14 protein-coding genes and 1 riboswitch are annotated in these 13,911 nt (G+C 63.0%); of the genes, 7 read left to right on the plus strand and 7 right to left on the minus strand.

From position 1 onward, the window contains the following. Positions 1-21 precede the first annotated feature (21 nt). The 3 genes from EB235_RS28380 to EB235_RS28390 all read right to left on the minus strand — a co-directional run bounded on the left by EB235_RS28380 (position 22) and on the right by EB235_RS28390 (position 3,711). Entirely contained in the window at positions 22-1,074 is a 1,053-nt protein-coding gene (locus tag EB235_RS28380; RefSeq protein WP_027034087.1) for a substrate-binding domain-containing protein, read from the minus strand. 48 nt (positions 1,075-1,122) lie between these two features. Next, positions 1,123-2,118: an ABC transporter permease gene (locus tag EB235_RS28385; RefSeq protein WP_027034086.1), complete on the minus strand. Its 996-nt coding sequence runs from the start codon at positions 2,116-2,118 to the stop codon at positions 1,123-1,125. An 81-nt stretch (positions 2,119-2,199) separates the two neighbouring features. Further along, positions 2,200-3,711 carry a sugar ABC transporter ATP-binding protein gene (locus EB235_RS28390; protein WP_027034085.1) on the minus strand — a complete coding sequence of 504 codons (1,512 nt, stop codon included), beginning with the start codon at positions 3,709-3,711 and terminating at the stop codon, positions 2,200-2,202. Positions 3,712-3,847: 136 nt separating this feature from the next. Between EB235_RS28390 and mtnK the strand changes: the two genes are divergently transcribed. Together mtnK and mtnA are read left to right on the plus strand one after the other, a co-directional pair. Then, positions 3,848-5,122, plus strand: coding sequence for an S-methyl-5-thioribose kinase (mtnK, locus tag EB235_RS28395; protein WP_027034084.1), 1,275 nt, complete (start codon positions 3,848-3,850; stop codon positions 5,120-5,122). Further along, on the plus strand, positions 5,119-6,213 hold the full coding sequence (gene mtnA / locus EB235_RS28400) for an S-methyl-5-thioribose-1-phosphate isomerase (RefSeq protein WP_027034083.1): 1,095 nt from the start codon (positions 5,119-5,121) through the stop codon (positions 6,211-6,213). Before mtnK ends, mtnA begins: the two co-directional genes overlap by 4 nt. 32 nt (positions 6,214-6,245) lie before the next feature. Here mtnA and EB235_RS28405 read toward each other — a convergent pair whose 3' ends face one another. Then, entirely contained in the window at positions 6,246-6,785 is a 540-nt protein-coding gene (locus EB235_RS28405) for an Lrp/AsnC family transcriptional regulator (RefSeq protein ID WP_027034082.1), read from the minus strand. 48 nt (positions 6,786-6,833) lie between these two features. Between EB235_RS28405 and EB235_RS28410 the strand changes: the two genes are divergently transcribed. From EB235_RS28410 to dhaL, 4 genes are all read left to right on the plus strand, one after another. Further along, complete coding sequence (locus EB235_RS28410; protein ID WP_027034081.1) at positions 6,834-8,009, plus strand: MFS transporter; 1,176 nt, start codon at positions 6,834-6,836, stop codon at positions 8,007-8,009. 101 nt (positions 8,010-8,110) lie between these two features. Then, positions 8,111-8,258: riboswitch (FMN riboswitch) on the plus strand. 77 nt (positions 8,259-8,335) lie between these two features. Further along, the gene (locus EB235_RS28415; protein WP_027034080.1) at positions 8,336-8,809 is read left to right on the plus strand and encodes a 6,7-dimethyl-8-ribityllumazine synthase; all 474 of its coding nucleotides are present in this window, start codon (positions 8,336-8,338) and stop codon (positions 8,807-8,809) included. A 68-nt stretch (positions 8,810-8,877) separates the two neighbouring features. Next, positions 8,878-9,885, plus strand: coding sequence for a dihydroxyacetone kinase subunit DhaK (locus EB235_RS28420; RefSeq protein WP_027034079.1), 1,008 nt, complete (start codon positions 8,878-8,880; stop codon positions 9,883-9,885). Between the two features lie 15 nt (positions 9,886-9,900). Next, complete coding sequence (gene dhaL, locus EB235_RS28425) at positions 9,901-10,536, plus strand: dihydroxyacetone kinase subunit DhaL (RefSeq protein WP_027034078.1); 636 nt, start codon at positions 9,901-9,903, stop codon at positions 10,534-10,536. Here the strand turns inward: dhaL and EB235_RS28430 are convergent. Genes EB235_RS28430 through EB235_RS28440 form a run of 3 tightly spaced genes read right to left on the minus strand, consistent with a single transcriptional unit; the run spans position 10,533 to position 12,549 of the window. Beyond that, complete coding sequence (locus EB235_RS28430) at positions 10,533-10,973, minus strand: RpiB/LacA/LacB family sugar-phosphate isomerase (RefSeq protein ID WP_027034077.1); 441 nt, start codon at positions 10,971-10,973, stop codon at positions 10,533-10,535. The two genes, dhaL and EB235_RS28430, sit on opposite strands and share 4 nt — an antisense overlap. A gap of 27 nt (positions 10,974-11,000) precedes the next feature. Next, positions 11,001-11,729, minus strand: a complete 729-nt coding sequence (locus EB235_RS28435) for a triose-phosphate isomerase (RefSeq protein WP_245268984.1) — start codon at positions 11,727-11,729, stop codon at positions 11,001-11,003. 55 nt (positions 11,730-11,784) lie between these two features. Continuing rightward, positions 11,785-12,549, minus strand: coding sequence for a DeoR/GlpR family DNA-binding transcription regulator (locus EB235_RS28440; protein ID WP_027034075.1), 765 nt, complete (start codon positions 12,547-12,549; stop codon positions 11,785-11,787). 271 nt (positions 12,550-12,820) lie between these two features. Here EB235_RS28440 and fba point away from each other — a divergent pair, with 271 nt between their 5' ends. Then, a complete protein-coding gene (fba, locus tag EB235_RS28445; RefSeq protein ID WP_027034074.1) occupies positions 12,821-13,885 on the plus strand; it encodes a class II fructose-bisphosphate aldolase in 1,065 nt (354 codons plus the stop codon). Positions 13,886-13,911: the final 26 nt, after the last annotated feature.

Raw genomic sequence — 13,911 nt, forward strand, 5'->3', positions numbered from 1 at the left:
TCGTTTGTGTCGCGACGAACCTTACTTCGCGTTCGGGTTCGGCATCCAGGCCGGCATGGCGACATCGGCATGGGCGAACTGCGGCAGCTTGGCCGACAGGTCTTCCATGTTCTTGATGTCCTTGTCGATCAGCTCCTTCTGGGTGATCAGCGTCGGCGGCACAATGACGTTGTGGCCGGGGTCTTCACCGGCGAGCAGTTGCGCCAGCGCGCGCACCGAGACTTGGCCGACGACGGCCGGGTTGGTTGCAGCGGTCGCCGCCCAGGCGCTGTCGGGCTCACGCATCGCGGCGATGTCGGATGTCGAGATGTCGGCCGAATAGATCTTGATCTTCTTGTTCAGGCTGGCCTCGTCGACGGCGATCTTCACGCCCTTGGCGAATTCGTCATAGGGGGCGAACATCACGTTGATGTCGGGATGGGCAGTCAACACCGAACGCGCCTGGTTGGCTACGGAGTTGGCGATCGGGTTGTCGAGCGTGCCGAACATCGCGACTTCCTTGATGCCCGCATACTTCTTCTTGACGTCGACCCAGGTTTCATTGCGGCGGTCGAGCGGCGCGATGCCGGCGACATAGACATAGCCGGCATTCCAGGTCTCGCCATTGTCCTTGACCGCCTGCTCGAGCGCCAGATGGGCAAGGTCTTTGTCCGACTGTTCGATCTGCGGGATCTTGGGGTTTTCGACATTGACGTCAAAGGCCACCACCTTGATGCCGGCATCGACCGCGCGTTGGGCGGCGTCCTTCATCGATTCCGTCAGGCCGTGCTGGATGATGATGCCTTGCACGCCAAGCGCGATGGCCTGGTCGACCATGTCGGACTGAAGGGCCGCGTCCTGGCGGCTATCGAGCACGCGCAGGTCGATGCCAAGCGCCTTCGACTGCGCCTCGACGCCTGAGAGATAGGCCTGGAAGAAGTCACCGGTCGAGAGATAGCGCACCAGCGCGATCTTGACGCCGGGCTTGTCGAACGGGGCCGGCTTGTCCGCGGCCAGCGCCGGGAATTGCATCAGCATGGTTGCGCCGGCCAGTCCGAGCGCGACTTTCCCCAGAAGTCTTCTTGTAATCGTCACTTTGTTTCCTCCACTCTTGTTGAATTCGAAAACCCTGCCCGGCCGAAATTATCTCTTGCCCCTGCCCGAAAGGGCAAAGGTGAAGACAAGGGCGACGACCAGAACCACGCCCTTGACGAAATCCTGCGTGTAGTAAGGCGCGTTCATCATCGTCAGGCCTTGCAGCAAGATGCCGACGAACAGCGCGCCTATGGCGGTGCCAAAGGCGTTCGGCTTGGCGGCGCCAAGCACCGCGTAGCCGATGAGAGCTGCGGCAACAGCATCGAGCAGCAGATTGTTGCCCGAAGCGATGTCGCCACGCCCAAGCCGCGCAGCAAGCAGAATGCCGCCGATCGAGGCAAAGACGCCTGAAATGACGTAGGCCCAGATCTTGTATGCCTTGACAGGTGCACCGGCGAGTTCGGCGGCGCGCTCGTTGGAGCCGACGGCGTACATCATGCGGCCGAAGCGAGTGTATTCCAGGAAGAACCAGATCAGCACGGCCAGAACGAGCAGCACGACCACCGACACCGGAATGAGGTTCGGGATGAAGAAGTCGAAGCGGTGGCGACCGAGCGCCAGGAAGGCGTCTGAGAATTTGCCGTTGGCGACCGAGCCGTCGGGCATGGTCATGCCGGTGGCGATCGATCGGCCTTCGGTCGGGATGCGCTGCAGGCCGACGAGCAGGAACATCATGCCGAGCGTCGCCAGCAGATCTGGCACGCGCATATAGACGATCAGCCAGCCATTGATCAGGCCGACAATGGCGCCGATGAGCAGACAGGCGACGACCGCGACGACCGCGTTCTGTTCCAGCACCACCATGACATAAGAAGCCGCCATCATGGCCGATGTGGCGACCGAGCCGATCGACAAGTCAAAGCCGCCGACGACCAGCGTGGCTGTGACGCCGAGCGCCAGCACGCCGGTGATGGCGACCGACTGGAAGATGAAGACGGCACTTTGCGGCGAGACGAAGCCGTCCGCGGCAATCGCGAAATAGGCGACCAGCCCGAACAACAGGACGATGAAGCCATAGCGGATGGCGTGGTCGCGCAGCGTCATTCAGCGCACCCCGGCGCCGCTGCCCACTTTACCCAACTCGAACCCATGCTCACTCCATTCCAATTCTACCCGCCGCCACGCTCAGGCCGCGCTGTGCAACGGGCCACCGGCAACCTCGGCCAGCAGGCGGTCGAGATCGACATCGGCATTGCGGTGTTCACCGACGATTGTGTGCTCCGACATGACCAGGATGCGGTCGGCCGTCTCCAGCGCCTCGTCGAGTTCGGTGACGAACAGGAGCGTCGCGCGGCCATGGGCGCTTGCCCTGAGCTTGGTGGCGATGTCGCGCCGGGCCGAAATGTCGACGCCCTGAAACGGCTCGTCGAGAATGAACAATTTTGCGTCCTGCGCCATCCAGCGGGCAACCATCACCTTCTGCTGGTTGCCGCCCGACAGTGCCGACATCTCGTCCTTCTCGGAGCGGCAGACGATGCTGAGTTCCTCGATCTGCCGGCGCGCGGTGGCGCGTTCGAGGCGGCGCTTGAGCACGCTCAGATTCGACATCCGCTTGAGGAACGGCAAGCTGACATTACGCTCGATGTTGAAGTCGCCGACGATGCCGCTGGTGGCGCGATCCTTGGCGACGAGGAATACACCGGCCGCGATCGCATCGCCGGCCGAGCGCGGCACATAGGGCTTGCCGTTCATCGTCATTGTACCGGCGAACGGCTTGCGGACGCCAAACAGCGTCTCGGCAAGTGCTGTCTTGCCGACGCCGACGAGACCGGTGATGGCAACAACCTCGCCATCGCCGAGTGTCAGCGAGATCGGCCTGGCACCGTGTGCGATGCGCAGGCCTTCCACGGTCAGGACCGCCTTGACTGAGTCCCTGGCAACGATCTGGTCAAGATGGATCTTGCGGCCGAGCATGGCGTTGACCGCACCTTCATAGTCGAGCGGCTTGGTGTCGAAGACGCCCGAAATGACGCCGTCGCGCATCGAGACGATGCGGTCGGCAAGCCGCCTGATATCCGACATGCGATGCGAGATATAGAGGATCGCCACGCCCTGCTCGCGCAGCCTGTCAACCAGCGCAAACAGCCGGTCGGCCTCGGCGCTGGAGAGCGAGGAGGTCGGCTCGTCTAGGATCAGCACTTTCGGCTGGTGCGCCAGCGCCCGCGCGATCGCCACCATCTGGCGATCGGCCAGCGACAGATCGCTGACGCGCGCCCTGAGATCGATGGTCAGCCCCATGCGGTCGGCAACCGCCTTGGCCTCACGGCGCACGCGGACTGGATTGAACAGGGTCGGTGCGCCCTTGCCGCTCAACCTGTCCAAGGTCAGATTGGTGGCGACGTCGAGGTCGGCGACGACCCCGTCATTGATGTTCTGGTGCACGGTGACGACGCCCGCGCGGATCGCTTCCGCCGGTGTGTTCGGCGCGAAATCCTGGCCGGCCAGCGTCATGGTGCCGCCGCCGCGTTCGTAGACGCCGCTGATGATCTTGACGAGGGTGGATTTGCCGGCACCGTTGGCGCCCATCAGCACGGTCACTTCGCCGGCATGGAGGTCCAGCGAGACGCCCCCAAGCACCTCGTTGCGGCCAAAGGATTTCCTCAGTCCCTCTACGCGGAACACGGCATTGCCGACCATGCATTCCTCCCTGACCGAGACGCTATGGTCAATATCGGCAATTGTCAACACGATTGACAATTGCCAGATCGCTTCCTAGCTTGGCCACGCCGCCATGCCTCCGTTATGTTCGGAGCGCATATGCGAGAGGATGATGATGACTCAGAAATTGCCGTTCGAAGCACTGTCGGTGGAGACGCTTGCAACACGCCTCTCCACGAATGAGCCGCTGTGCGCCAAGATCGGCCAGGACACGAGCACCTGGAAGGTCCGTGAGGTCGGCGATGGCAATCTCAATCTGGTGTTCATCGTCGAGGGCGCCAGCGGTGCGGCCGTGGTCAAGCAGGCCCTGCCCTATGTCCGACTGGTCGGCGACAGCTGGCCATTGCCGCTGAAGCGCTCCTTCTTCGAATATCACGCGCTGACCAGGCAAGAGGCGCGCGCACCCGGCTCCGTGCCGGCGATCTATTATTTCGATGAAGGCCAGGCGCTGATCATCATGGAGTATCTGGCGCCGCCACACATCATTTTGAGGCGCGCCCTGATCGATGGGCGCCAGTTGCCCAACATTGCCCGGGATATCGGCCTGTTCATGGCCCGCACGCTGTTTCGCGGCTCCGATTTGCATATGCCGACCAAGGACCGCAAGGCCGATCTGGCGCTGTTCGCCGACAATGTCGACCTCTGCGGAATCACCGAGGATCTGGTGTTTTCCGACCCCTATTTCGACGCCAAGCTGAACCGGCATACGTCGCCGCAGCTTGACGGCCTGGTTGCCGAATTGCGTGCTGATCGCGACCTCAAGGTCGAGGCGCAACGGCTGAAGCACATCTTCGCCGCCAATGCCGAAACGCTGCTGCATGGCGACCTGCATTCCGGCTCGATCATGGTCACAGACACGGCGACCCGGATGATCGATCCGGAGTTCGCCTTCTACGGTCCGATGGCCTTCGATGTCGGCATGCTGCTCGCCAATTTCTGGATGTCCTTCTTCTCGCAGCGTGGCCACGAGGAGAACGGCAAGCGCGACGCCATGCGCGCCTATCTGCTCGAGGTGACGAACGAGACGTGGTCGGTGTTTCGCGCCGAGTTCTCGCTGATGTGGCGCACTGAGCGGACAGGGATGCTCTACCAAAAAAGCCTGTTCGAGGATCAGGGCGACAGACTGGGTGCCGAGCAGGCGCTCGATCATGTGCTGCATCAGATCTGGACCGATCTGCTCGGTTTTGCCGGCATCGAGGTGCACCGGCGCATCCTCGGCCTCGCTCACAATGCCGATTTCGAGACCATTGCCGACGAGGATCTGCGTGCCTCTTGCGAGGCCAAGGCGCTCAAATTCGGCCGTCACATCGCCGTCAACCGGCGCCAGATACACAGCATCGACGAGGTCAACAATCTGGCCGCGCTGATAGAACGGGAGAGCAGCCTTTGAACGTCGGCGACCGCCACTATCGCACCATCTGGCTGAGCGATGACGGACGTTCGGTTGATATTATCGACCAGCGCTGGCTGCCGCATGATTTCCGCATCGAGACAATCGGCACCGTCGCCGGCATTGCCACCGCAATCCGCGACATGTGGGTGCGCGGCGCGCCGCTGATCGGCGTAACCGCCGCCTATGGCGTCGCCATGCAGATGGCGGATGATCCGTCCGATGCAGCGCTCGATGCCGTCTGGGAGACGCTGCACGAGACGCGCCCGACCGCGATCAATTTGCGCTGGGCGCTGGATGAGATGCGCCGTTTCCTCCGCCCACTGCCAACGGAACAACGCGCCGCGGCCGCCTATAGGCGCGCCGGTGAGATCGCCAACGAGGATGTCGAGCTCAACCGCGCCATCGGCGAGAACGGCCTTGCCATCATCAAGGCGATCGCCGCGCGCAAACAGCCGGGCGAAACCGTCAATATTCTGACCCACTGCAACGCCGGCTGGCTGGCGACCGTCGATTACGGCACGGCCACGTCGCCAATCTACCTGGCAGCGGAAGCGGGCATCCCGGTCCACGTCTATGTCGATGAAACACGCCCGCGCAACCAGGGCGCCCAGTTGACCGCCTGGGAGATGGCCGGCCATGGCGTGCCGCACACGCTGATCGTCGACAATGCCGGCGGCCATCTGATGCAGCGCGGCGAAATCGACATGGTGATCGTCGGCACCGACCGCACCACAGCCGATGGCGATGTCTGCAACAAGATCGGCACCTATCTCAAGGCGCTCGCCGCCGCCGACAATGACGTGCCGTTCTATGTCGCGCTGCCGTCGCCCACCATCGACTGGACGGTGCATGACGGGCTGAAAGAGATCCCGATCGAGCAACGCTCGGCTGACGAGGTGTCGCTGGTGTGGGGCAAGACCGCCAGCGGCGAGATCGCGCAGGTGCGCATCTCGCCCGAAGCGACGCCTGCGGCGAACCCGGCCTTCGACGTGACGCCGGCGCGGCTGGTGACCGGCTTGATCACCGAACGCGGCATCGCCAAGGCCTCGCGCGAGGGCCTGAAGGCGATGTTCCCCGAACGGGCATAGCGCCAGCATGTCACCTGCTCGCTCCCGCCGATTTAATACAGCGGCTCGGCCATGTGCTTGGGCGTCGGCCATTTCTCGGTGATGCCGGGCTGCACAGGCCGTTCAAGATAGGTTGAGAGAACCACGTAGCTGCGCGTCGAGGTGACACCCGGCGTCTCGTAGAGACGTGCCAAAAGTCCTTCGAGTGCCCGCGTATCTTCCGTGCGGACCTTCAGCAGCATGCAGGTATCGCCGGCAACGGTGTGGATTTCCTCGACTTCCGGATACTGCGAAACCGCCATCAACTCCGGGGTCTTGCCCCAGCCCCTGGTGTCGATATGCACGAAGGCAAGCAGGGGCTTCTTCACCGCCTTGGGGTCGATGATAACAGCGGTGCCACGAATGGCGCCGCTGCGCCGAAGCCGCTTGACCCGTTCATGCGCGGCAGGCGGTGAAAGGCCAACCCGATCGCCCAGTTCGGCGTAGCTGACCGTGGCGTCATCGACGAGAACGCCTAATATCTTTCGGTCAATTGCATCGACCTCTCGGGGCGCTGGCCTGTTCAGCGGAATACCATCTGTTTCTTCATCCATAGCGATAATCCCGATTGCAGCAGAATTTAATACGGCCATTATGGCCATATGTCGAATAGCGATCAAGCTACAGCCCTGACAGCGGACGCCAGACCGCCGATCCCGGCTCTCGCCTATCTGCTGACCGGCTGCATCGCCGTGATCGGCTCGAATTCGCTGGTCCTAGGCCCGATCGCACCGGCCGTGGCCTCGTCGTTTGGAACCAGCGTGCCGGTCGTGATGATCGCGGCGGCGGCGTTCGGCCTTGGCACCTCGGCAAGCGCCCTGTTCCTGGCACGCTACATCGACCGGCTCGGCGCACGCCGGATGCTGCAGGGAGCATTGCTGTTGCTGGCGCTGGCGCTTGTTGCGAGTACGGTGGCGCCCTCGGTCATCACGCTGGTCGCCGCCCAACTTCTGGCCGGCATCGCCGCCGGCGTCGCCATGCCTGCGATCTATGCCAGCGCGGCGGCGATCGCGCCGCCCGGCCGCGAAAGCGGGACGATCGGCGTCGTGCTGACCGGCTGGACGCTCAGCATGGTGGCTGGTGTTTCGTTGTCAGCCGTGCTTGCCGATCTCGTGCATTGGCGCGCCGTCTTCGCGGCGGTTGCGGTTCTTGCGGCCCTGGCTTGGGTTGGGCTGACAATGACGTCGCTCAGCGACGCCAGGAGGGCCGGCCCGGCGCCCGCCCCGCTCGAGGCGCTCAACATTCCTGGCATTCTGCCACTTCTGGTCGCCTGCGCCGCCTTCATGACCGCCTTCTACGGCGTCTATGGCTATCTCGGCGACCATCTTCATGTCGGGCTGGGTGAGCCGGTCAGCGCCAATGGTCTTGCCGCACTCGCCTATGGCATCGGCTTCGGCACGGCAGCATTTCTCGACGGCGCCATCGATCGCCTTGGTGCGCGACGCGTCATGCCATTCGCCTATCTGCTTGTGGCTGCCGTCTACATCGCCATTGCCGCGACCAGCAACAATTTCGGCCTGACCCTGGCCATGGTGGCGATCTGGGGACTTACCAACCATTTCGGACTGAACGTCCTGGTCACCTGCCTGTCCGCACTCGATCCCTCGCGTCGTGGCACGATCATGGGCCTGAACAGTGCGGTGACCTATCTGGCGGTCTTCATCGGCACCACCGGCTTCGGCCCGCTCTATTCGACCTTCGGTTTTGCCATCTGCGCGATGGTTGCGGCGCTGCTCATGCTGGTGGCCGCGTCGGCAGCGGCATGGCGCACGCGATAAAGCGGTTCTTTCAGCGATTGTTCCAGTCGACGGAACGTGATTGGCCATCGGCCTGCCGCCCGGTTGACAGCGGGACCCCTGCCCTTCCATACAAAGCCCGTTAATGTTCTCAGGGCGGGGTGAAAGTCCCCACCGGCGGTAAGGGTCTCGACCCGAGCCCGCGAGCGCTTTCCGACACAATCGGAAAGGTCAGCAGATCCGGTGTGATTCCGGAGCCGACGGTTAGAGTCCGGATGAAAGAGAACGACACGGAAAACGGACCGCCTTGGCGGGCCGGTTTCCGTATCGTGCGTCCTGATTCTGGTTCGAAACGGAAGGATGGACCCATGAATCAGCATTCCCACAAAGACTATGAAACTGTTCGCATCGCCGTTATCAGGGCGCGGTGGCACGCGGATATCGTCGACCGATGCGTGCACGCTTTCGAGGCGGAACTGGCTGTCATCGGCGGCGAACGCTTCGCCGTCGATGTCTTCGATGTTCCCGGCGCCTACGAAATTCCCTTGCATGCCAAGACCCTGGCCCAGACCGGCCGCTATGCGGCGATCCTCGGCACAGCCTTCGTCGTCAATGGCGGCATCTACCGGCATGAGTTCGTCGCCAGTGCCGTCATCGACGGCATGATGAATGTGCAGCTGTCGACCGGCGTGCCGGTGCTTTCGGCGGTGCTGACGCCATTGAATTATCACGACAGCGCCGAGCACCACCGCTTCTTCTTCGAGCACTTCACCGTCAAGGGCAAGGAAGCGGCCAAGGCCTGCGTGGAAATTCTCGCAGCACGGGAAAAGATCGCGGCATGAAATGTTCCCGGCCGGGTGGAAATCGCGATAACACCCGGTAGTATTTGCGAAAGGTTGGGAGGATGCCGGTGCAGACCAAGAAGATCATTAATGATGGCAACCGCGCCGTCGACGAGATGCTCAAAGGGATCCTCGCCGCGCATCCTCGCCATCTCAGGAGCGCGGACGGCAGCCCGCGCTCGATCATCGCCCGTGACGGGCCGCGGCCCGGCAAGGTCGGGCTGGTCATCGGCGGTGGTTCGGGCCATGAGCCGACCTTTCTCGGCTTTGTCGGCAAGGGGCTGGCGGACGCAGCCGCCATCGGCAATGTCTTTGCCTCGCCACCGCCCGATCCGATCCTCGAATGCGCCAAAGCGGTGAGCGGCGGCGCCGGCGTCCTGTTCATGTACGGCAACTATGCCGGCGACGTGATGAATTTCGACATGGCGGCCGAGATGGCCGCGATGGACGACATAGAGGTGCGCACGGTGCTGACCACCGACGACGTCGCCTCGGCGCCGCGCGACCAGCGGCACAAGCGCCGCGGCGTCGCCGGCAATTTCTTTATCTTCAAGGCGGCCGGTGCCGCCTGCGACCGGATGCTGTCCCTGAACGAGGTCGAGCGCATCGCGCGCAAGGCCAATGACCACACCTTCACCATGGGCGTGGCGCTGTCGCCCTGCTCGCTGCCGCAGACAAGGCGGCTGAATTTCGAGATCGGCGCGGACGAGATGGAGATCGGCATGGGCATCCATGGCGAACCCGGCATCGCGCGTGGCAAGCTCGGGACCGCCGACGCGATCACGGATGAGATGCTGGACAAGATTTTCGCCGAGATGGCGCCGAAGCGTGGCGACAAGGTCGCCGTGCTGGTCAACTCGCTCGGCTCGACGCCGCTGATGGAACTCTACATCATGAACCGCCGCGTCAAGCAGAGGCTCGACGACATCGGCGTTTCCATCCACGCGACCTGGGTCGGCAATTACTGCACGTCGCTGGAGATGGCCGGCGCCTCGGTGACATTGATGCATCTCGACGAGGAACTGCAGACCATGCTCGACCACCCCTGCGACTGTGCCATGTTCCGTGCCGGCTGACGAAAGAGCGTTCCCGTGACCATCGATGCCGCTGACCTGAAACGAATGTTCGATGCGATCGCGGTGGCGGTCGGGGCCGACAAGGACCGGCTCTGCCAGCTCGACGGCGTCATCGGCGACGCCGACCACGGCATTGCGATGGAGCTCGGCTTCAATGCCGTGCGCGATGCGATGGCGCCGCTCGACCTTGCGGCGACAGAACCGACGGCGCTGCTCAACACCGCAGCAAAATCCTTCCTCAATGCCGTCGGCGCCTCGTCAGGCCCGCTCTATGCGACGGCCTTCATGCGCGCCGCCGCAGCCGTCAAAGGCAAGGCGACGCTGGCGGACGCGGACTTCATCGCCCTGTTCCAGGCCATGGCACAAGGCATCAAGGATCGCGGCAAAGCGGAAGCTGGCGAAAAGACGATGGTCGATGCCTGGCAGCCGGCAGCCGAAGCGGCCGCCGCAGCCAATCTCGCCGGCAAGACCCTGGCTGAGAGTCTTGAGGCGGCCTTTGCCGCCGCCCAGCGCGGTGCGGAAGCGACCAAGGACATGATTGCCGCCAAGGGCCGCTCCTCGCGGCTCGGCGAGCGGTCGCTTGGCCATATGGACCCGGGCGCGGCGTCTGCCGTCACCGTCGTCGGCGCGATACGCAAGAGCCTGGGTTAAACCTTCGCCGCGTCGAGTCTGTCGATCGCCTGGACATTGCCGGCAGACGGCCCCTTCTCGTCGAACTCGGAAGCGAGCCAGGTATCGACGATCGCCTTGGCCAGTTCCGGGCCGATGACACGGGCGCCCATGGTGATGATCTGGGCGTTGTTGGATTTCGCCGCCCGCTCGGCCGAGTAAGTGTCGTGGGTAAGCGCGGCACGAATGCCTGGCACCTTGTTGGCCGAGATCGAGACACCGATGCCGGTGCCGCAGAACAGGATGCCGCGCTCGTTCTCGCCGTCGATGATGGTCTGGGCGAGTTTTTGCGACAGGTCGGCATAGTAACCGGCCTGGCTGAGATCGCTGACGGTGAGGCCCGGCTTGGTGGCAAGGTGAGCGGCGATGACATCGAGTAGCGGCTTGCCGGCGCTGTCGGCTCCAATGGCTATTTTCATGTCTTTCCCTTTCGTGTTTGGATGATTTCAGATCGCCGCCGAAGCGCGGCCGAGAATGTCGATATAGCCATCCGCCTGCCAGGCGGAGCGCCCGATGAAGAGGCCGTCAATATTGGGCTGGCCGATCAGCTCGGCAGCGTTACCGGGATTGACGCTGCCGCCATAGAGCACCGGCGGCACGGACGGCAGCAGGCCGCCGGCCACCCGCTTGATCAGCGCCTGCTGTTTGTCTGCATAGTCGGAGCTGGCCGGAATGCCCTTATCGCCGATCGCCCAGACAGGCTCGTAGGCGAACAGGATTTTTGCGCTCTTTGCTTCGCCTTCGAGAAATTGCAGCGCGCCCTCGACTTGGGCGCTTAGCACGGCATCGGCCTGCCCGCTTTCGCGCTCGGCAAGCGTCTCGCCAACGCAGATGAGCGGTATCAATCCGTGCTTCACCGCAGCCGCCGTCTTCAGGCCGACGGTGTCGTCGGTCTCGCCGAAATGTTCGCGCCGTTCGCTGTGGCCGAGTTCGACCATGTCGAGCCCGCAATCGCTCAGCATCAGTGGTGAGATCTCGCCGGTCCAGGCGCCGGCATCGGCCCAATGCATGTTCTGGGCACCGACCTTGATGCGCGTCGATGACAGCGTCCGCTTGACCTCGCGCACCGCTGTGAAAGGCGGGATGACGAAAGGCTGGATGCGGTCATCGAAGCCGGGATTGAAGCCGGCTAGGCGCTCCGCGAAAGCCAGCGCCTCGGCGAGCGTCTTGTTCATCTTCCAGCTTGTACCAACCCAATACACCACGCGTACTCCTTGCTCAGTGCCGAACTCAGTTGCCGACCAGGGCCACCGGGACACCGGCGGCATCCAGCGCCTCGTACAACCCCGGCTCGAGCTCACGGCCGGTGAAGACCGTGTCGAACGCCTTGAGATTGGTGAGAAAATGCAACGCCGTACGGCCGAACTTGCCGTGATCGACCAGAAGATATTTGCGGGTTGCCGCCGCCATCATCAGCCGCTTGGCCTGCACCACCTCCTGGTCCTGATGGAAGGCGGAGGCGCCATGGATGGCGGATGAGGACAGGAAAGCGACGTCGGCGCGCAGCGATTTGAGCATGTCCTCGGCGAGCAGGCCGAAGAAGCCGTGGAACTTCTTGCTGTATTGCCCGCCAAGCGCGATCAGGTTGATGCCTCCGGCGCCGGCCAGCTCCTGGATGACGGCCAGATTGTTGGAGATCACCGTCAGCGGCCGCAAATCGGCGAGATGGCGCGCGATGCCGCCTGCCGTCGAGCCGTCGTCGATGATCACCGTCTGGCCGGGCTCGATCATGGCCACGGCAGCTGCCGCGAGGCGCTGCTTCTCCTCGGTCGCCTGCTTCTGCCGGTAGCGGAAATCGCTTTCGAACAGACTGCTCGGCTGGATCGAGGCGCCGCCGCGCACCTTGCGCAGGAAGCCACTTTCCTCGAGTTCGTCGAGGTCGCGGTGCACGGTCATTTTCGAGATACCAAAGCGCAAAGCGAGATCGTCGACGCTGGCCTGACCGGCGTCCATCAGAAAGTCCATGATGCCTTGCCGTCTGATGTCGCTCTTCATTGCCGCCGACCGCCAACGCCGCAGCGTGGTTCCTTGATCAAGCGCAGACATAACAGCTATCGTCGCAAAAGTATCAGAAATTTTGTGATAATGGGATAATTTCTTGGGATATTAAGCTTACTCTCGTCGCTGCGCTGTAACAAGAATTGCTGCCGGGACGGGCTGTGACGGTTGCGGTTGCGCCGAAATCCGGCCAGAAGCATCGGTGGGCTGGACGATGCGCGGACAGTCCGCAACCACAGGTTTGAAACCAGATACGGGAGACTATTCGTTGGCTCGCATCACACTGAGACAATTGCTCGATCACGCCGCCGAATACGGCTATGGCGTGCCGGCCTTCAACATGAACAACATGGAACAGGGCCTCGCCATCATGGAGGCGGCGGAAGAGACCAAGTCGCCTGTCATCCTGCAGGCAAGCCGCGGTGCGCGTGCCTATGCCAATGACGTGGTGCTGGCCAAGCTGATCGATGCGCTGGTCGAAATCCACCCCGACATCCCGGTCTGCATGCATCTCGACCATGGCAACAACGAAGCCACATGCGTCACCGCGATCCAGTACGGTTTCACCTCGGTGATGATGGACGGCTCGCTCAAGGAAGACGGCAAGTCGCCGGCCGACTACACCTACAATTCGGGCATCACCAAGCGCGTCGTCGACATGGCGCATTGGGGTGGCGTCTCGGTCGAAGGCGAAATCGGCGTTCTGGGATCGCTGGAGAGCGGCGGTGGCGAGCAGGAAGACGGCCATGGCGTCGAAGGCGCGATCAGTCACGACCAGTTGCTGACTGATCCGGAACAAGCGGTGCAGTTCGTCAAGGACACGCATGTCGATGCGCTGGCGGTTGCCATGGGTACCAGCCACGGTGCCTACAAATTCTCGCGCAAGCCGGACGGCGCGGTGCTGGCGATGAACGTCATCGAGGAGATCCATCGGCGGCTGCCCAACATGCATCTGGTGATGCATGGCTCGTCTTCTGTGCCGGAGGATCTGCAGGAGATCATCAACAAATATGGTGGCCAGATGAAGCCGACCTGGGGCGTACCGGTGGAAGAGATCCAGCGCGGCATCAAGCACGGCGTGCGCAAGATCAACATTGACACCGACAACCGCATGGCCCTGACCGGTGCTATTCGCAAGGTGCTGACGGAAAACCCGAGCGAGTTCGATCCGCGCAAATATCTCACGCCGGCAATGGCGGCCATGCGCAAGCTCTGCAAGGAGCGCTTCGAGCAGTTCGGCACCGCCGGCAACGCGCCGAAGATCAAGCCGCTGCCGGTCTCGGAGATGGCCAAGCGCTACAAGTCGGGCAGCCTCGATCCGAAATTCGGCTGAGTTCAGGCGACTTCAATCTCCTTTCA

This window comes from Mesorhizobium loti R88b, from assembly GCF_013170845.1.
Lineage (GTDB): Bacteria > Pseudomonadota > Alphaproteobacteria > Rhizobiales > Rhizobiaceae > Mesorhizobium > Mesorhizobium loti_B.

What these genes read in the sequence shown, in the direction of transcription:
- EB235_RS28385 (WP_027034086.1), bottom strand. Translation starts at nt 2,118, where the DNA reads ATGACGCTGCGCGACCACGCCATCCGCTATGGCTTCATCGTCCTGTTG.
- EB235_RS28390 (WP_027034085.1), bottom strand. Translation starts at nt 3,711, where the DNA reads ATGGTCGGCAATGCCGTGTTCCGCGTAGAGGGACTGAGGAAATCCTTT.
- mtnK (WP_027034084.1), top strand. Translation starts at nt 3,848, where the DNA reads ATGACTCAGAAATTGCCGTTCGAAGCACTGTCGGTGGAGACGCTTGCA.
- EB235_RS28405 (WP_027034082.1), bottom strand. Translation starts at nt 6,785, where the DNA reads ATGGATGAAGAAACAGATGGTATTCCGCTGAACAGGCCAGCGCCCCGA.
- EB235_RS28410 (WP_027034081.1), top strand. Translation starts at nt 6,834, where the DNA reads ATGTCGAATAGCGATCAAGCTACAGCCCTGACAGCGGACGCCAGACCG.
- EB235_RS28415 (WP_027034080.1), top strand. Translation starts at nt 8,336, where the DNA reads ATGAATCAGCATTCCCACAAAGACTATGAAACTGTTCGCATCGCCGTT.
- EB235_RS28430 (WP_027034077.1), bottom strand. Translation starts at nt 10,973, where the DNA reads ATGAAAATAGCCATTGGAGCCGACAGCGCCGGCAAGCCGCTACTCGAT.
- EB235_RS28435 (WP_245268984.1), bottom strand. Translation starts at nt 11,729, where the DNA reads ATGAACAAGACGCTCGCCGAGGCGCTGGCTTTCGCGGAGCGCCTAGCC.
- EB235_RS28440 (WP_027034075.1), bottom strand. Translation starts at nt 12,549, where the DNA reads ATGAAGAGCGACATCAGACGGCAAGGCATCATGGACTTTCTGATGGAC.